Raw genomic sequence first — 16,360 nt, forward strand, 5'->3', positions numbered from 1 at the left:
AGGAACTCGTCCTCACCCTCGCGCAGATGCAGGATCACATCGGTGCCGCGGCCGGCCTTGGTGATGGTCTCGACTTCGTAGTCGCCGGTGCCCTCAGACGTCCAGCGCACGCCGGCTTCGGCGGCCACGCCGGCGCGGCGGGTTTCCACCGTGATGCGGTCGGCGACGATGAAGCCCGAGTAGAAGCCCACGCCGAATTGGCCGATCAGGTTGGCGTCCTTTTTCTGGTCGCCTTCCAGCTTGGCCATGAACTCGCGCGTGCCGCTCTTAGCGATGGTGCCGAGGTGGGCAATCGCCTCTTCCTCGCTCATGCCAATGCCGTTATCGCTGATGGTAACGGTGCGGGCGGCTTCGTCGAAGGAAACGCGCACTTCCAGATTCGGCGTGTCTTCAAACAGCGCGGCATTGTCCAGCGCCTCGAAGCGCAGCTTGTCGCACGCGTCGGAGGCGTTGGACACCAGCTCGCGCAGGAAGATTTCCTTGTTGGAATAGAGCGAATGGGTGACGAGGTGCAGGATCTGCTTGACCTCGGCCTGGAAGGCATGGGTTTGCTTTGTCATGTCTGAAGCTCTTCTCAAAAAATCAAAGTCGTCGATGGCGGGTCGCCTGGCCTGGCACAGAGCCACGGCACAGCAGACACCCGGCCGACCTTGCGGTCGTGAGCACGATTTGGGGCCAAGTGTCTAAGCTTCAAGACCCTGATGAACACAAGGTGAAAAGCAGGGCACCGCAGCTGCCAAAATGCCGGCCATGAGTTCCAGCGCCCCGCCATCCCAAGAGTCCCTCACCCCCAAGGCCCGCATCGTTCTGTACTGGATGGACCTGGCCGGCGTGGCCGTGTTCGCCATCAGCGGCGCCTTGGCCGCCATGCAAGCCCGGCTCGATCTGTTTGGCGTCTTGGTGTTGGCCGCCATCACAGCCATCGGCGGCGGCACGCTCCGCGACCTGCTCTTGGGCCGTCACCCGATCTTCTGGATGAGCGACACCCGCTACATCAAGGTCATTGGCCTGACCGCCTTGTTCACCGCCTTGCTGGCCAATAGCTGGGGCCATTTGCTAGCCACCGGCAATGGCGCCCTGGTGATTGCCGATACCTTGGGCCTCGCCTTGTTTGCCCTGTGCGGCGCCGAGATTGCCGAGGAGGCGGGCAAGTCACGTTTGGTGGTGGTGCTGCTGGGCACCATCACCGCCAGCGGCGGCGGCGTGATGCGCGACCTTTTGACCAGCCAAGTGCCCCTGCTGCTGCGTCGCGATATTTACGCCAGCGCCGCGATCGGCGGTATCGCCGGCTATCTGGCGCTGCGGGCCCTTGGCCTGCCGCGCCAAGCCGCCTTTATCGCGGGCATGTTGATGGTGGTGGCGCTGCGGCTCGCCGCCTTGCACTACGGCTGGCAATTGCCGGCGCCGCAGCTCAGCTTCTGAGCGCAGGCGCTTAGTACGACAGCGTGCGCTTGGCCACATCCACCCGCAGCAAAGCCTTGCTGAGTGCGCCGCTGGTGGCTCGCGCATAGTCCAAAGCCCAGGCCGGGTCTGAAAAAGCCACCGGCCCGGCCGCAGCCGCCACGCCCAAAATCTTATCGGCCAACAAGACCTTGCCCGAGCCGCGCATCGGCTCGCACTCGTACTTGACGTACTGCTCGTCCAGCCATTGCCGCGAGGCCTCGAAGCTCAAAACCTCGCCGGCGTCCACCACCAGATCGAACTGCTGCACCGGACTGAACACGACCTTCACTTCACTGCGCATTGCGGGCCTTTCGTGAATGAGAGCAGCTCGATTCTGGCGCAGAACTCAAGCGCGCGCAGCCTTTGCCGCAGACTTCCTCAGGAGCGCGCCGCCTTGTCGGCCGCCGTCATCAGGAGCGCGCAGCCTTGACGGCTGCGCTGAGCACCTCCAAAGCCTCGAGCGAATCGTCCCAGCCCAAGCAAGCATCGGTGATGCTCTTGCCGTACTCCAGCTTGCTGGCGTCGTCCTTGCCCGGGGTGAACTTTTGTGCGCCGTCGTGCAAGTGGCTTTCCACCATCACGCCAAAAATGTTCTTGCCGCCGGCCACGATCTGCGCGCCCACATCGCGCGCCACTTCCAGTTGGCGCAGATGCTGCTTGGAGCTGTTCGCATGCGAGCAGTCGACCATCAGCGTGGCCTCCAACTTGGCGCCCGCCAGATCCTTGCAGGCCGCCGCGACATGCTCGGTATCGTAGTTAGGTGCCTTGCCGCCGCGAAGAATCACATGGCAGTCCTTGTTGCCCTTGGTCTCAACGATGGCCACTTGCCCGTTCTTATGCACCGACAAGAAGTGATGGGCGCGCGCGGCAGCTTGAATGGCGTCGGTGGCGATCTTGATATTGCCATCGGTGCCGTTCTTGAAACCGATCGGTGCCGACAGACCGGAAGCCAGTTCGCGGTGCACCTGGCTTTCGGTCGTGCGTGCACCGATAGCGCCCCAGGAGATCAGGTCGCCGATGTACTGCGGTGAAATCACATCCAAGAACTCCGAACCCGCCGGCATGCCGAGTCGATTGATTTCCAGCAGCAACTGCCGCGCGATGCGCAGGCCTTCGTCGATGCGGTAGCTTTCGTCCAGATAGGGGTCGTTGATCAAGCCCTTCCAGCCGACAGTCGTTCGCGGCTTTTCGAAGTAGACCCGCATGACGATCTCCAGCGTGTCGGCGTACTTCTCGCGCTGCACCATCAGTCGGCGTGCGTACTCCAGCGCTGCAGAGGGGTCATGGATGGAGCAAGGGCCGATGATCACCAGCAGGCGGTCGTCCTTGCGCTGCATGATCTTGCGGATGCGCTGACGCGTGTTGGCGATCAACTGCTCCATCGGCGTGCCGCGAATCGGAAAGAAACGAATCAAGTGTTCTGGCGGCGGCAGCGGCGTGATGTCGACGATGCGTTCGTCATCGGTCGCACTGGTCTTGTCCTCTTGCGAGTACCAGCGTTCGGCCTGAATCTCCGGTTTGGCGGACTTGGCATTCATGGGCATAACTCTCACTTTCCGTGGTCTGGATTCGGTTTCAGATGAAGCAGCGCTCAGACGAAAAAAAACCGCCGGGTGGTGGACCCGGCGGTTTCTAGAGATTTGTGCGCTTTGCTTGATGCTTATCCTGCTTACGCTCTCGCCTCTCGGCCGCCGGTGCGGTTAGAGAACCAAAAAAAGCTAAAGAAATAAGTCTTTGGCGAGTGCATGGCTTTGAATGTAGCACGCGATTCTTGCAAGTCGCGTCGGCGCTGCGGCCTTGCAACAACAGTGGTGGCCGCGATCAGGCGGTGCCGCCGACGGTCAAACCGTCGATGCGCAAGGTCGGCTGACCCACGCCCACCGGAACGCTTTGCCCCTCTTTGCCACACACGCCAACACCCGTGTCCAGCTGCATATCGTTGCCAATCATGCTGACGCGGGTGAGGGCCTCGGGGCCGCTGCCAATGATGGTGGCGCCCTTGACCGGGTACTGGATCTTGCCGTTCTCCACCCAGAAGGCTTCGCTGGCCGAGAAGACAAACTTGCCGGATGTGATATCCACTTGGCCGCCGCCAAAGTTGGTGGCGTAAATGCCCTTCTTGATGCTGGCGATGATTTCCTGCGGATCTTTGTCGCCGCCCAACATATAGGTATTGGTCATGCGCGGCATGGGCGTGTGGGCATAGCTTTCGCGACGGCCGTTGCCGGTGGGGGCTACCTTCATCAGGCGCGCATTCATCGCGTCCTGGATATAGCCTTTCAAGATGCCGTCTTCGATCAGCACATTGCGCTGCGAGGCGCAGCCCTCGTCGTCCACATTGAGCGAACCGCGGCGATCCGGCAGCGTGCCGTCATCCAAGACCGTCACGCCCTTGGCCGCCACCCGCTGACCGATGCGGCCGGCAAAAGCGCTCGAACCCTTGCGATTGAAGTCGCCCTCCAGACCATGTCCGACCGCTTCATGCAAGAGCACACCGGGCCAACCGGCGCCGAGCACCACCGTCATCTCGCCGGCCGGGGCTGGGCGCGACTCCAGATTGGTCAATGCCGCGTTGACGGCTTGGTCGACATAGCTGGCAATCATTTCATCGGTGAAGTAAGCCAGCCCGAAGCGGCCACCGCCACCACCACTGCCCACTTCACGGCGGCCATTGCTCTCGGCAATCACCGTGACGCTCAGGCGCACCAGCGGGCGCACATCGGCGGCTAAGGTGCCATCGGCACGGGCCACCAAGACCACATCATGTTCAGCGGCCAAGCCGGCCATCACCTGCGCCACGCGCGGGTCTTTGGCGCGCGCCATGCGCTCGGCGCGTTCCAGCAGGGCGACCTTTTCGGTGCTGTCCAAACTGGCGATCGGGTCGGCGGCACCATAGAGCGAGCGGCTGGCCGAGACCGTCGGCTGACCGGGCACCTTGACGCGGCGGCTTTGGCCGGCGGCCGCAATCGCACGCACGGTCAAAGCAGCATCGATGATGGCCGCCTCAGAGATATCGTCGGAGTAGGCAAAAGCCGTTTTCTCGCCGGCCACCGCGCGCACGCCCACGCCCTGGTCGATGCTGAAACTGCCGCTCTTGACGATGCCCTCTTCCAGACTCCAGCCTTCCGCGCGCGTGGTCTGGAAGTACAGATCAGCGTCATCGACCCGGTGTTCGGTGATCAGTCGCAAGGCTTTGGTCAAGACCGCCTCGCTGAGGCCGTAAGGCTCCAGCAATTGGCTGCGGGCCGCCGCCAGGCGGGCAAGAGTAGGTTCGCGCGAAATCATGCGGACCATTGTAGGAGCGGCGGCGCCTGAGCGCCGTCTGCCGCTGAGTTCCCTTGGGGCGAAAAGGGCTCAAGAGGGCCCAAGAAAGCTCAAGCGGAGAACGCCTCGGCCAGAGCGTCAAACACCAGGCGCAAGCGCGGCGTGTCGCGCAGTTCCCGATGCGCCGTCAGCCACATGGGCAGGGCAGGAATTTGGATCTCCGGCAAGACCTGCACCAAGTCCGGCTCGCGCGCCGCCAGCGCCAGCGCCCCCACGGCCAGACCCATGCCTGCGCGCATGGCCTCCCACACCACCACTTGGTTGTCGCAGCGAAAGCCAAAGAAATCCGGCTGGACCGCAAAACCCGCCGCCGCAAAGCCGCGCAGCATCTGATCGTTGCGGTCGTAGCCCAGCCATTGATGGCTCAGCACCGTGTCCATGGTCGGCATGCCGTGGCGCGCCAGATAGTCTTGATGCGCAAACACGCCCACTGGCCAGTCGCCCAGTTTGCGGGCCACCAAGGTGGCTTGATCGGGCCGCACCATGCGCAGCGCGATGTCGGCGCTGCGCTCGAGCAGGTTTTCCACCTCGTTGCTGGCCACCAGCTCGATCTGGATCTCTGGGTGCCGTTGGCGCAAATCACTCAGCACCGAAGGCAGGAAGTAAGCGCAGACGATTTCGCTGGCCGTCAGGCGCACCGTGCCCGCCAAAGACTGGTCTTGAGCGGACAAGGCCAGCGCCAACTCTTGCGCGCCCTCTCGCATGCGCTGGGCGGCAGGCAACAGGGCCTGGCCGGCCGGCGTCAAGCTCAAACCCCTGGCATGGCGCTCAAACAAACTCTGCCCCAGGGCCGCCTCCAGCGCGGCCAATTGCCGACTCAAGGTCGGCTGGCTTTGGCCCAGCACGGGCGCGGCTCGATTCAAAGAGCCAGTTTCGGCCAGCACCAAAAAGGTTTGCAACAAAGACCAGTCGAGTGAATTCGCGCGCATACGCTATTCAAACATGAATAGCCGCAATACAGAACCTTGACTTCCGCAATCCTCCCCAGGCGCTGACACTGGCTTCATCGCCACCGCCAAGGCCTCGCCGCACGAGCCAAAGTCATGATTCCAAGGTCTTCTCCCTCGAACAAAACCGTCCTCATTCTTGGCGCCGCCGGGCGGCTCGGACTCTGCTTGGTGCAAGCCTTCTCCGACGCCGGCTGGCAGGTCGTGGCCCAGGCACGCAAGCCCTTGCCCGCCAGCATCGCAAGCTTGGCCGGCGTCCGGGCCCTGCACTGTGATGCGCTCGACCGGGATGCCTTGCGGCTCGGCGGCCAAGGCGCGCAGGTCGTCATCAATGCTTTGAACCCGCCTTACACCGAATGGCATACCTTGCTCCTGCCTCTGGCGGCGGCAGCGCAAGACACGGCCCTGGCCTTGAACGCCCTGCTGATCTTGCCCGGCAATGTCTACAACTTCGGCAAGCAGCTGCCCGAAGTACTACTGGAGCAAGGGCGCACCGCCGAGCAGGCCAATACGCCCAAGGCCGGGCTGCGGCTTGAGCTGGAAGCGCGCATGGCAGCCGCGGCCCCGCAGCTGCGCTCGGTGGTGCTGCGTGCCGGCGACTTTTTTGGCGGGCCTGGACGGGGCTCTTGGTTCGATTTGGCCCTGGCCAGCCGCATCCACAAGGGCCAGGTGGTCCACCCCGGCCCTTTGGACCTGCCCCATGCCTGGGCCTATCTGCCCGACTTGGCCGCGTGCTTTGTGCGGGTGGCCGAGCACCATGCAGAGATCCGCGGCCATCAGCGCCTGCATTTCAGTGGGCACACCCTGGAGGGTCAGGTCTTGCATCAAGCCTTGGAGCAGGCTTGGGGACGAGCACTGAAAAAGAGCCATCTGCCCTGGGGCCTGATTCGCCTCGGCTCACCCTTTGTTGCCAGCTGGCGCGCCATCGCTGAGATGCGCTATCTCTGGCAAAGACCACACCAATTGGATGACCGAGAACTGCGCCAGCTGATCGGCGAGCCGCCCCACACCCCCTTGCTCCAAGCCGTGCTAGACAGTCTGCAAGCCCTGGGCATCCACACGCCCACCCGGCCATCAGCCAAGGAGGCTCTGGCATGAGCGGGCCCGTGATTTGCGAGCGCATGACGGCGCAGCTCGACGGTGACTATGTGGTCTTCTTGATCGGCATGCGCATCAACAAACCCTGGCTCATCCACAAATGGTGGCCAGCGGCCAGCGCCATGCCGCGCATGTTGCGCGAACTCCAATCGCGGCCGGACTCTGGCCTGCTGAATGCCGAGATGTGGTTCTCGCGCACCCTCATCTTGGTGCAGTATTGGCGCTCGATGGAGCAGCTCTTGGCCTATGCCAAGGACAAACAATCCGAGCACCTGCCGGCTTGGAGAGCCTTCAACAAAGCCGTGGGCACCGATGGCTCGGTGGGCATTTGGCATGAGACCTATGCCATTCGCTCCGGCGGCTATGAAAACATCTACGTCAATATGCCGGCCTTTGGCCTGGGGCGAGCCGGGCAACTACAGCCCGCAAAGGGCAAACTCGCCTCGGCAGCGCAGCGTCTTCAAGCAGTGGGCGAAGAGCCTGTGCGCTGAGCCGGCCCTTGCTGGTTTGGCGCTCAGTCCTGCTGCGTCTTTTTCTGCGCCAAAGCCCAGTCATACAGTCGATTGCGCGAAGCGCCGCTGATTTCAGCGGCCAGCCCCACGGCCTGCTTCAAAGGCAGATCCTTCAAGAGCAAGCTCAAAACCCGCAAGGCCTCGGCCGGCAATTCATCGTCACCGCCAGCGAGCGCACGCTGCGCATGCAAAACCAACACAAACTCGCCACGCTCGCGCTGCGCATCGGCCGCCAACCAAGCCGGCAGGCTGGCTGCGGCGGCGCTGTGAACCGTCTCAAACTGTTTGGTCAATTCGCGGCAGACGGTCACCGTCTGCGCCGGGCAGAGCTCGGCCAGCAAGTCAATCAAGGCCTTGATGCGATGCGGCGCTTCAAACAGCACCTGGCTGCGAGCACTGCCACACAGGGCTTGCAAGGCGCTGCGGCGCTCGGCCGCCTTGGTCGGCAAGAAACCGGCGAACTCGAAGCCCTCGGCCACCACATCGCCGGCCACGCTGAGCGCTGTGACCGTGCTGCTGACGCCTGGCACCGGGAAGACCCGCAAGCCCGCTTTTGCTACGGCCGCCACCAAGACCGCGCCGGGGTCCGAAATCGCCGGGGTTCCAGCATCGCTGATGTAGGCAATGCGCTCCCCCGCTTGCAAGCGCGCGATCAAGGCCTCACTGGCCTCGTGCTCGTTGTGCTGATGCAGCTTGAGCAAAGGCTTGTGCAGGCCCAGATGCCGCAAAAGCCCAGCGCTGACGCGGGTGTCCTCGCAAGCCACGGCGTCCACCAAGGCCAAGACATGGAGGGCCCGCAAAGTAATGTCGGCCAAATTACCGATCGGCGTGGCCACCACATAAAGCGTGGCTGCGGGATACTGCTGAGCACCGGCCGCAGCGGCGGCCGCCTGCATCAGCAGGGAGGCGTCGGCAATGTTGTTCAAAAAGGCTACTCCCCAAGGGCTTGGATCGGCGGCAGAAGACTTTGCGCTGCAGTATTTGCAGCAGCAGGGCTTGCGCCTGGTGGAGCGCAATTATCAGGTGGCCGCCGGCCCCAGCGCACGGGCCGGAGAGGTCGATTTGATTCTGCGCGACCCGCAAGACGGCACTTTGGTGTTCTGCGAGGTGCGCGCGCGCGCCGACCGGGAGCATGGCGGGGCGGCAGCCAGCGTGGGTGCCGCCAAGCAGCGCCGCTTGATTTATGCCGCCCAGCATTACCTGCTGCGCCACGCCAGCCCACCGCCCTGCAGATTCGATGTGGTGGCCATCGACGGGATCGAGATCGAGTGGATTCAAGCCGCTTTCGAAGCCAGCTGAGCCGAGAGTTGGCTTTGAATAGGGCCCTGAAATGGGCCGAGAGCAGCGCTGAACTATGATTCCGCCCCATGCTTGAGCAACGCATCCAACAACAATTCTTCGAGAGCGCCGACCTGTTCTACCAGGTCGCCGAGAACCTTTCACGCCCGGTTTCCAGTGCCGCCCAGATGCTGATGGACGGCATCACCAGCGGGGGGCGAGTGCTGTGCTGCGGATTTGGCCAATCGTCGCTGGACGCGGTCTATATGGCCGCCCTACTGGTGGGCCGCTTTGAACAAGACCGTCCGGGTTTGGCCGCCTGGAGCCTAGACGCCCAAGCCCACGGCAGCAGCGCCGAAGAAGCCCTGACGCGGCAAGTGCAGGCACTCGGCCACCCCGGTGATCTGCTCCTGGTCTTTGATGCCATGCCAAGCTTGAGCCCCGCCTGGCAGCCGGTGCTGGCTGCCGCACATGCGCAAGACATGAGCGTGATTGCGATCACCGGGGGTTTGCAAGACGAGATGCGTGCGCTCTTGCGTGACACCGATGTCCAGATTCGCGTCCAGCACAGCCGCCCCGCCCGTGTGGCCGAAGCCCAGCGCTTGCTGGCGCACTGCCTGTGCGACGCGATCGACGTACAACTGCTGGGTGCCAGCGAGTAAGCCGCCTCCCCATCGCTTTTTGACAAGACAACAGGACCTTTATGAATTTGCAGAACTCCACCACAGGCCGCCCCCGCCGTCAGCTGATGTTGACCGCAACATTGGCAGCCGCGCTGTTGAGCAGCGCCTGTGCCCCTTTGGTGATTGGCGGCGCCATGGTGGGAGGCGTCATGGTGGCCAGCGACCGTCGCACTTCGGGCACCCAGGTGGAAGACCAAGGCATCGAGTTCAAAGCCTCCTCCCGAATCAAGGCCCAGTTGAGCGATTCGGCCCATGTCACGGTCAGCAGCTATAACCGCCTGGTTCTGCTGACCGGCGAGGTGCCCACCGAAGCCGACCGAGCCAAGCTGGAAAGCGTGGTCAGCGGTGTCGACAATGTGCGCAGCGTCCTGAATGAAACCTCGGTGATGCCCGCCTCTTCGCTGGGGAGTCGCTCGAACGACATGCTGATTTCCGGCAAGGTCAAGGCCAGCCTGCTGGATGCGCCGGAACTGATTTCCAGCGCCTTCTACGTGGTGGTGGAACGCGGCACCGTCTACATGATGGGTCGCGTGACCGAACGCGAAGCCAGCCGCGCTGCAGCCATTGCCCGCAGCATCAGCGGCGTCCAAAAAGTTGTCCGTGCCTTCGACCTCATCAGCGAAGAAGAACTGGCCCGCATCGTCCCGGCTCCTGCACAGTCCGCCAAGCCAGCAATGCCCTGATGCTCGCAGCGGCCCGGCTCAGACGAGCCGCTTGATCAGGCTGGAGGTGTCCAAACGGCCGCCTCCAGCGGCTTGCACATCCGCATAGAACTGGTCCACCAAAGCCGTGACCGGCAGGCGAGCGCCATTGCGCCGGGACTCATCCAGCACCAAGCCCAGGTCTTTGCGCATCCAGTCCACGGCAAAACCAAAGTCGAACTTGCCGTCCACCATGGTTTTGCCTCGGTTGTCCATCTGCCAGCTTTGCGCCGCGCCCTTGCCGATGACGTCCAGCACCTGCTTCATATCCAGGCCGGCCTTGCCGCCGAAGGCAACGGCCTCAGACAAGCCCTGCACCAAGCCTGCAATACAGATCTGATTGACCATCTTGGCCAATTGCCCTGCACCCGATTCACCCACCCTTGTGACCGCCTTGGCGAAGGCCAATGCCACCGGCTGAATCCGCGCGAAGGGATCAGCATCACCGCCGCACATCACGGTCAGCGCACCATTGACCGCGCCAGCTTGCCCGCCGGACACCGGCGCATCGACGAAATGCAAGCCCAGCACCTGAGCCGCCGCATACAACTCACGCGCCACCTCCGCCGAGGCCGTCGTGTGATCGACGAACACAGCCCCCGCCCTCATGCCAGCAAATGCGCCCGACTCGCCCAGCACCACCGAGCGCAGATCATCGTCATTGCCAACACAAGCGAACACGATATCGGCGCCGTCCGCGGCCTGGGCCGGCGTTGAGGCCATTCGCCCCCCATGTTCAGCCACCCACGCTGAAGCCTTGCTGGATGTGCGGTTGTAAACCGTCACCCCATGACCGGCGCGAAGCAAATGCCCGGCCATGGGATAGCCCATCACGCCCAGGCCCAAAAAGGCCACTCGCAATGGCGGTATCGCGTCGTAAGTTCGAGAGCTCATTCATTTCTCCAAAATCAAAAGCGCGCGGATGCCTGATGCCAAGCCACGCCTAAGCACGCATGAGCGCAGCACTTGCTGTGCCCGGCCTTGCGATTGAGCCCTGGAGGGCATGTGCGCCAGCATCAAACAATCGAGAGATGCTCGGTCCCAGAAGCGAGGTCTTCCGAGCGCGCCCGCTCGCTGTTGAGCTTGATCTGCAGGCGCAGGTCATTGAGCGAGTCGGCATTGCGCAAAGCGTCTTCATAAGTCACCTTGCCCATCTCATAAAGATCAAACAAGGCCTGGTCAAAGGTCTGCATACCCTGCTCACGTGAGCGCTTCATGATCTCCTTGATCTCACCGACTTCACCCTTGAAGATCAGGTCCGAGATCAGCGGTGAATTCAACATGATTTCCACGGCGGCCACGCGGCCTTTGCCTTCACGGCGAGGCAGCAGGCGCTGCGACACCAAGGCCCGCAGATTCAGCGACAAGTCCATCAGCAACTGGCTGCGACGTTCCTCGGGGAAGAAGTTGATGATGCGGTCCAAGGCCTGGTTGGCACTGTTGGCGTGCAAGGTGGCCATGCACAAATGGCCGGTTTCGGCGAAGGCGACCGCATGTTCCATGGTTTCGCGATCCCGCACCTCGCCCATCAGAATCACATCGGGGGCCTGGCGCAGCGTATTCTTCAGGGCATGCTCCCAGCTGTCGGTGTCGATGCCGACCTCTCGCTGGGTGACGATGCAGTTCTTGTGCGGATGTACGAACTCGATCGGGTCTTCGATCGTGATGATGTGGCCGTAGGTGGTGGTGTTGCGCTCATCGATCATGGCCGCGAGCGAGGTGCTCTTGCCGGAGCCGGTGGCGCCGACCACGATCACCAAGCCGCGCTTGGCCTGCACCACTTGGCGCAGCACCGGCGGCAGATCCAGCGAGCTGATGGTGGGCACATCGGCCGGAATCGTGCGCAAAACCAGACCCACCGAACCCTGCTGAATAAAAGCGTTAGCCCGGAAGCGCCCGACGCCTTGCGGCGAGATCGCGAAGTTGCACTCTTTGCTGCGCTCGAACTCGGCCGCCTGCTTGTCGTTCATGATCGCGCGCGCCAGTTGCAGCGTGTGCTGTCCGGTCAAGGGTTGCGGCGAGACCTTGGTGACCTTGCCGTCCACCTTGATGGCGGGCGGGAAATCGGCCGTCAGGAAAAGGTCCGAGCCCTTGCGTGAAATCATCAGGCGCAAGAGGTCGTTGATAAATTTGGTGGCCTGATCGCGTTCCATGGGGGTCCTGAGCAGTGAAATCGCTGGGAAGTTTTGCCGTCACTCACGTGGCTTGCGCCACATGAGTGACGTCGAACTTTCCGGGCTTTAGCCCGGAAAGTTCTCCGGGAACTTGGCTTTGGCGCGGGCTTCGGCGGGGGAGATGATGTTGCGACGAACCAAGTCGGTCAGGTTCTGATCCAAGGTCTGCATGCCTTGGCTGTTGCCGGTTTGAATGGCGGAATACATCTGCGCCACCTTGTTCTCGCGGATCAAGTTTCGAATCGCGGAGTTGCCCAGCATGATTTCATGCGCCGCCACACGGCCCGAGCCATCCTTCAGCTTGCACAAGCTTTGCGAAATCACCGCCACCAAAGACTCGGACACCATGGCCCGCACCATTTCTTTTTCGGCCGCCGGGAAGACGTCGACGATACGGTCCACCGTCTTGGCGGCCGAGCTGGTGTGCAGCGTGCCAAACACCAAGTGGCCGGTTTCAGCAGCGGTCAATGCCAAGCGAATCGTTTCTAGGTCGCGCATTTCACCGACCAGCACCGCGTCCGGGTCTTCGCGCAGCGCCGACTTCAGCGCGTTGGCAAAGCTCATCGTGTGCGGCCCAACCTCGCGCTGATTGATCAGGCTCTTTTTGGACTCATGCACAAACTCGATTGGGTCCTCGATGGTCAGGATGTGCCCGTACTCGTTCTCGTTCAGGTGATTGACCATGCCAGCCAAGGTCGTGGACTTGCCCGAACCGGTGGGGCCCGTTACCAACACCAGACCCCGAGGACGCAAGGCCAACTCGGCAAAAATCTTGGGCGCGTTCAGTTGCTCCAGCGACAGAATCTTGGACGGAATGGTCCGAAACACCGCGCCAGCGCCCCGGTTTTGATTGAAGGCATTGACCCGGAAACGCGCCAGGCCCTGAATCTCAAACGAGAAATCGACCTCCAAGGACTCCTCGTAGATCTTGCGCTGCGAGTCGTTCATGATGTCGTAGACCATGTCGTGCACGTCTTTGTGCTCGAGCGCCTCGACATTGATGCGGCGTACATCGCCATGCACCCGAATCATCGGCGGCAAACCGGCCGAGAGGTGCAAGTCCGAGGCCTTGTTCTTGACCGAGAATGCCAACAGTTGAGTGATGTCCATAGATAGGGCAGAAAAAGGCTGAAGGCCATTATGGCGACGATCGCAGACAACATACAAGAACAGCACAGACGGATCAGCACCGCCTGCGTTTTGGCCGCGCGCCCCGTGCAAAGTGTCACATTGCTGGTGGTGTCCAAAACCTTCCCCGGTTCCGCAGTTCGCGAAGCCTTTGCGGCCGGTGAACGAAGATTCGGCGAGAACTATGTGCAAGAAGGTTTGGACAAACTCGCCGAGTTGGCCGATCTGCGAAGCCAACTGGAGTGGCATCTGATCGGCCCCCTGCAGAGCAACAAGACCCGTCCCGTGGCCGAGGCCTTTGATTGGGTCCACAGCGTGGATCGACTCAAGACAGCACAACGTTTGTCAGAGCAACGTCCGAGTCATTTGCCGCCGTTGAATGTTTGCCTGCAAGTGAATATCAGCGGTGAAGCCAGCAAAAGCGGCCTGGCGCCCGGCGAGGTCGCGGGCCTGGCACGCATCGTTGCCCAACTGCCAAGACTTCGTTTGCGTGGACTGATGGCGATTCCCGAGCCCGCCGCTGACCCCGAGGCTCAGCGGCATCCACACCGGGCGCTCGCGGTCTTGTTGCGCGATCTGAACGCTCAGCTCGGTCTTCAAATGGACACCTTGTCGATGGGCATGAGCGCCGATCTTGAGGCCGCCATCGCGGAAGGCGCCAGCATGGTCCGCGTGGGCTCGGCCATCTTTGGCCAACGTAAGTCGGCATGAGACTGCTGCCAGGCATCTGGGTCGCTCTCACGCTGCTGGGGATGTGGGGCAGCAGTGCCGCGGCCCCCTCGCCGGCCTTTGAGGACACGATGGCGCAGCGTGCCAAGGCCTGCACCTTGTGTCACGGCAAAGAGGGTCGCGCCGCCGCTGACGGCTATTACCCGCGCCTGGCGGGCAAACCTGCCGGCTACCTCTACAAACAGTTGCTCAACTTTCGCGATGGGCGGCGTGACTACGGCTTGATGAGCGAACTCATTGAGCCCTTGAGCGACGCCTACCTGAAGGAATTGGCGGACTACTTCTCACAACTGTCCCTGCCCTACGCCCCGGCGCAGGCCCCGGGTCTGAGCCCCGAGGAATTGAGTCGAGGCCAGCAGTTGGTCCTGCAAGGTGACCCCGCTCGCAAACTGCCGGCCTGCGTGCAGTGCCATGGACAGGCCCTCACCGGCGTGCAGCCCTTTATTCCAGGGCTCTTGGGGCTGCCGCGCGATTACTTGAATGGCCAACTCGGCGCCTGGCGCAGCGGGCAGCGCCGCGCTGTGCCCCCCGACTGCATGGCCCACATCGCGAAGCAATTGGCCCCTGCAGAGATCAATGCCATCTCCCATTGGCTGGCCGCCCAAGAACCTTCCGCAGGCGCCAAGCCCGCGCCAAGTCTTGCTCAGCCCTTGCCACTGGAGTGCGGAGGCCTGCAATGAAGCGGGCCGGGTTTTGGAAACTCAGCGGCCTGGCGATTCTTGTATCGAGCGCAGGGCTGCTGTGGGCCCTGCTGCTGAACGGCCAGGATCAGAGCCCCGGCTCCCAGTCAGACCCCGGCACCCGCCCAACACTCGATATCATCGAGCGAGGTGCCTATCTGGCGCGCGCCGGCAATTGCCAGGCTTGCCACACCCAACGCGGCGGTCTGCCTTACGCCGGTGGGCGGGCCATCGACACACCGTTTGGCACCGTCTTCGCCTCGAACCTGACCCCAGATGAAGCCACCGGCTTGGGAGCGTGGACTTCCGCCGATTTCTGGGGCGCCTTGCACCATGGCCGCAGCAGGGACGGCCGATTGCTGACGCCGGCTTTTCCCTATCCCAACTACAGCCGCGTGACCCGAGAGGACGCCGACGTGCTGTTCGCCTACCTGCGCAGCTTGCCCGCCGTGCGCCAGGAGAACCGGCCTCACGAGTTGCGCTTCCCCTACAACACCCAAGCCGCCCTGGCGATCTGGCGTGGCCTCTACTTCCGTCCGGCGGTGTATCAAGCCGACCCCCAGCAAAGCGCCGAATGGAATCGCGGCGCCTACCTCAGCCAGGGCCTGGGTCATTGCAGCGCCTGCCACAGCACGCGCAACAGCCTGGGCGCCAGCAAAGGCGTCGATGACTTCTCAGGCGGCATGTTGGCAGGCCAAGGTTGGTACGCGCCTTCGCTGCACGCCACGGGCGAAGCCTCGGTGGCCGCCTGGGACACAAAGGCGCTGATCCAATGGCTACAGACCGGGGTGAATGCCCAGGCCAGCGCCTTGGGGCCGATGGCTGAAGTCATTCAGCGCAGCACACAGCATCTCAGCCAGGACGACTTGGCTGCCATGGCCCTGTATCTGCAAAGTCTTCCGCAGCACAGCGCCAAGCCCAGCCCCCGGCATAGCGCCGAACTGAAGCTGCGCGATGCGGGCGAGTCGCTCTACGCGGAGCACTGCGCCAGTTGCCATGGCACCACGGGCACGGGTGTCGCTGGCGCCTACCCACCGCTGGTCGGCAGCCGCACCGTCCTGATGGCGGAGCCGGCCAATCTGCTGCGCATCATCCAGCGCGGCGGCTTCGCGCCCGAAACACGCGGCAACCCGCGCCCCTTCGGCATGCCGCCTTTTTCCGGCCTACTGAACGATGAAGAACAAGCCGCAATCGCCAGCTTTGTTCGCAATGCCTGGGGCAACACGCCCGAGGGTCGGGCCGACGTGCGCCCGGTGGACGTGATTCGCCTGAAAGCACGTCGCGTCGACTGAGTCGTCCGAATCCTCCTGTGCTTCAGCAAGCCCCCATCCGGGGGATATTCCTCGCACTTGGCGCGGAATTGTTCACGGCGGCCGTCAACTCCACTGAACCATCCGGGCCCGGCAGGCCCGACACTGTCCGTGCGATCTGCAACTCGCTTGAACCGCTGGTTTTTTGCAGCGGCCGATCGGCGATCAGAGCGTTATCGCGACCTTGTTCACACATCGACCCCTGCACATGGAAACCCTGATCAAGAACTCAAGCGCAGGAGTCGAAAGCCAAGCAGGCGTATTACCGCGCCAGCAACCGAATTCCAGCCTGGCTGCAAGCCGCCTGAATTCTGGAAGCCTTGAAAAATAATCCTTGACGAGGGGATCTCGAG

At 62.8% G+C, this 16,360-nt stretch carries 19 protein-coding genes; 10 read left to right on the forward strand and 9 right to left on the reverse strand.

The genetic code is table 11. From position 1 onward, the window contains the following. A partial coding sequence (locus ACOVRJ_RS11520) for an ATP-binding protein (protein ID WP_422043994.1) occupies positions 1-560 on the reverse strand: 560 nt, incomplete at its 3' end. A 190-nt stretch (positions 561-750) separates the two neighbouring features. Between ACOVRJ_RS11520 and ACOVRJ_RS11525 the strand changes: the two genes are divergently transcribed. Continuing rightward, a complete protein-coding gene (locus tag ACOVRJ_RS11525) occupies positions 751-1,422 on the forward strand; it encodes a trimeric intracellular cation channel family protein (RefSeq protein ID WP_422043995.1) in 672 nt (223 codons plus the stop codon). Between the two features lie 10 nt (positions 1,423-1,432). Here the strand turns inward: ACOVRJ_RS11525 and ACOVRJ_RS11530 are convergent, their stop codons facing one another. From ACOVRJ_RS11530 to ACOVRJ_RS11545, 4 genes are all read right to left on the reverse strand, one after another. Continuing rightward, positions 1,433-1,744 (reverse strand): hypothetical protein, encoded by a 312-nt coding sequence (locus tag ACOVRJ_RS11530; RefSeq protein ID WP_422043996.1) that lies wholly within the window; start codon positions 1,742-1,744, stop codon positions 1,433-1,435. Between the two features lie 109 nt (positions 1,745-1,853). Next, positions 1,854-2,981, reverse strand: a complete 1,128-nt coding sequence (locus ACOVRJ_RS11535; RefSeq protein ID WP_422043997.1) for a 3-deoxy-7-phosphoheptulonate synthase — start codon at positions 2,979-2,981, stop codon at positions 1,854-1,856. A 283-nt stretch (positions 2,982-3,264) separates the two neighbouring features. Continuing rightward, positions 3,265-4,728 (reverse strand): metalloprotease TldD, encoded by a 1,464-nt coding sequence (gene tldD / locus ACOVRJ_RS11540; protein WP_422043998.1) that lies wholly within the window; start codon positions 4,726-4,728, stop codon positions 3,265-3,267. An 89-nt stretch (positions 4,729-4,817) separates the two neighbouring features. After that, positions 4,818-5,696, reverse strand: coding sequence for a LysR family transcriptional regulator (locus ACOVRJ_RS11545; RefSeq protein WP_422043999.1), 879 nt, complete (start codon positions 5,694-5,696; stop codon positions 4,818-4,820). 114 nt (positions 5,697-5,810) lie between these two features. On the opposite strand from ACOVRJ_RS11545, the gene ACOVRJ_RS11550 reads away from it, so the two are divergent. Together ACOVRJ_RS11550 and ACOVRJ_RS11555 are read left to right on the forward strand one after the other, a co-directional pair. Further along, positions 5,811-6,812: an NmrA family NAD(P)-binding protein gene (locus ACOVRJ_RS11550; RefSeq protein WP_422044000.1), complete on the forward strand. Its 1,002-nt coding sequence runs from the start codon at positions 5,811-5,813 to the stop codon at positions 6,810-6,812. Further along, positions 6,809-7,303: a DUF4188 domain-containing protein gene (locus ACOVRJ_RS11555; RefSeq protein ID WP_422044001.1), complete on the forward strand. Its 495-nt coding sequence runs from the start codon at positions 6,809-6,811 to the stop codon at positions 7,301-7,303. The genes ACOVRJ_RS11550 and ACOVRJ_RS11555 overlap by 4 nt, the downstream gene beginning before the upstream one ends. A 23-nt stretch (positions 7,304-7,326) precedes the next feature. Here the strand turns inward: ACOVRJ_RS11555 and rsmI are convergent, their stop codons facing one another. Next, positions 7,327-8,220, reverse strand: a complete 894-nt coding sequence (gene rsmI, locus ACOVRJ_RS11560; protein ID WP_422044033.1) for a 16S rRNA (cytidine(1402)-2'-O)-methyltransferase — start codon at positions 8,218-8,220, stop codon at positions 7,327-7,329. 19 nt (positions 8,221-8,239) lie between these two features. Between rsmI and ACOVRJ_RS11565 the strand changes: the two genes are divergently transcribed. The 3 genes from ACOVRJ_RS11565 to ACOVRJ_RS11575 all read left to right on the forward strand — a co-directional run bounded on the left by ACOVRJ_RS11565 (position 8,240) and on the right by ACOVRJ_RS11575 (position 9,968). Beyond that, complete coding sequence (locus tag ACOVRJ_RS11565; protein WP_422044002.1) at positions 8,240-8,623, forward strand: YraN family protein; 384 nt, start codon at positions 8,240-8,242, stop codon at positions 8,621-8,623. Positions 8,624-8,691: 68 nt separating this feature from the next. Next, positions 8,692-9,264, forward strand: coding sequence for an SIS domain-containing protein (locus ACOVRJ_RS11570; RefSeq protein ID WP_422044003.1), 573 nt, complete (start codon positions 8,692-8,694; stop codon positions 9,262-9,264). A gap of 41 nt (positions 9,265-9,305) precedes the next feature. Continuing rightward, complete coding sequence (locus ACOVRJ_RS11575) at positions 9,306-9,968, forward strand: BON domain-containing protein (protein WP_422044004.1); 663 nt, start codon at positions 9,306-9,308, stop codon at positions 9,966-9,968. Positions 9,969-9,986: 18 nt separating this feature from the next. Here the strand turns inward: ACOVRJ_RS11575 and ACOVRJ_RS11580 are convergent, their stop codons facing one another. The 3 genes from ACOVRJ_RS11580 to ACOVRJ_RS11590 all read right to left on the reverse strand — a co-directional run bounded on the left by ACOVRJ_RS11580 (position 9,987) and on the right by ACOVRJ_RS11590 (position 13,270). After that, a complete protein-coding gene (locus ACOVRJ_RS11580) occupies positions 9,987-10,880 on the reverse strand; it encodes an NAD(P)-dependent oxidoreductase (RefSeq protein WP_422044005.1) in 894 nt (297 codons plus the stop codon). 122 nt (positions 10,881-11,002) lie between these two features. Beyond that, complete coding sequence (locus ACOVRJ_RS11585) at positions 11,003-12,139, reverse strand: PilT/PilU family type 4a pilus ATPase (protein WP_422044006.1); 1,137 nt, start codon at positions 12,137-12,139, stop codon at positions 11,003-11,005. Between the two features lie 87 nt (positions 12,140-12,226). Next, positions 12,227-13,270 carry a type IV pilus twitching motility protein PilT gene (locus ACOVRJ_RS11590; protein ID WP_422044007.1) on the reverse strand — a complete coding sequence of 348 codons (1,044 nt, stop codon included), beginning with the start codon at positions 13,268-13,270 and terminating at the stop codon, positions 12,227-12,229. Positions 13,271-13,300: 30 nt separating this feature from the next. Here ACOVRJ_RS11590 and ACOVRJ_RS11595 point away from each other — a divergent pair, with 30 nt between their 5' ends. The 4 genes from ACOVRJ_RS11595 (at position 13,301) to ACOVRJ_RS11610 (ending at position 16,338) form a co-directional block, all read left to right on the forward strand. Next, positions 13,301-13,999 carry a YggS family pyridoxal phosphate-dependent enzyme gene (locus ACOVRJ_RS11595; protein WP_422044008.1) on the forward strand — a complete coding sequence of 233 codons (699 nt, stop codon included), beginning with the start codon at positions 13,301-13,303 and terminating at the stop codon, positions 13,997-13,999. Beyond that, a complete protein-coding gene (locus ACOVRJ_RS11600) occupies positions 13,996-14,697 on the forward strand; it encodes a c-type cytochrome (protein ID WP_422044009.1) in 702 nt (233 codons plus the stop codon). The genes ACOVRJ_RS11595 and ACOVRJ_RS11600 overlap by 4 nt, the downstream gene beginning before the upstream one ends. After that, on the forward strand, positions 14,694-15,989 hold the full coding sequence (locus ACOVRJ_RS11605; protein ID WP_422044010.1) for a c-type cytochrome: 1,296 nt from the start codon (positions 14,694-14,696) through the stop codon (positions 15,987-15,989). The genes ACOVRJ_RS11600 and ACOVRJ_RS11605 overlap by 4 nt, the downstream gene beginning before the upstream one ends. 226 nt (positions 15,990-16,215) lie before the next feature. Then, entirely contained in the window at positions 16,216-16,338 is a 123-nt protein-coding gene (locus ACOVRJ_RS11610; protein ID WP_422044011.1) for a hypothetical protein, read from the forward strand. Positions 16,339-16,360: the final 22 nt, after the last annotated feature.

This window comes from Roseateles sp., assembly GCF_049240545.1.
In the GTDB taxonomy this organism is placed as follows: domain Bacteria; phylum Pseudomonadota; class Gammaproteobacteria; order Burkholderiales; family Burkholderiaceae_C; genus Paucibacter_A.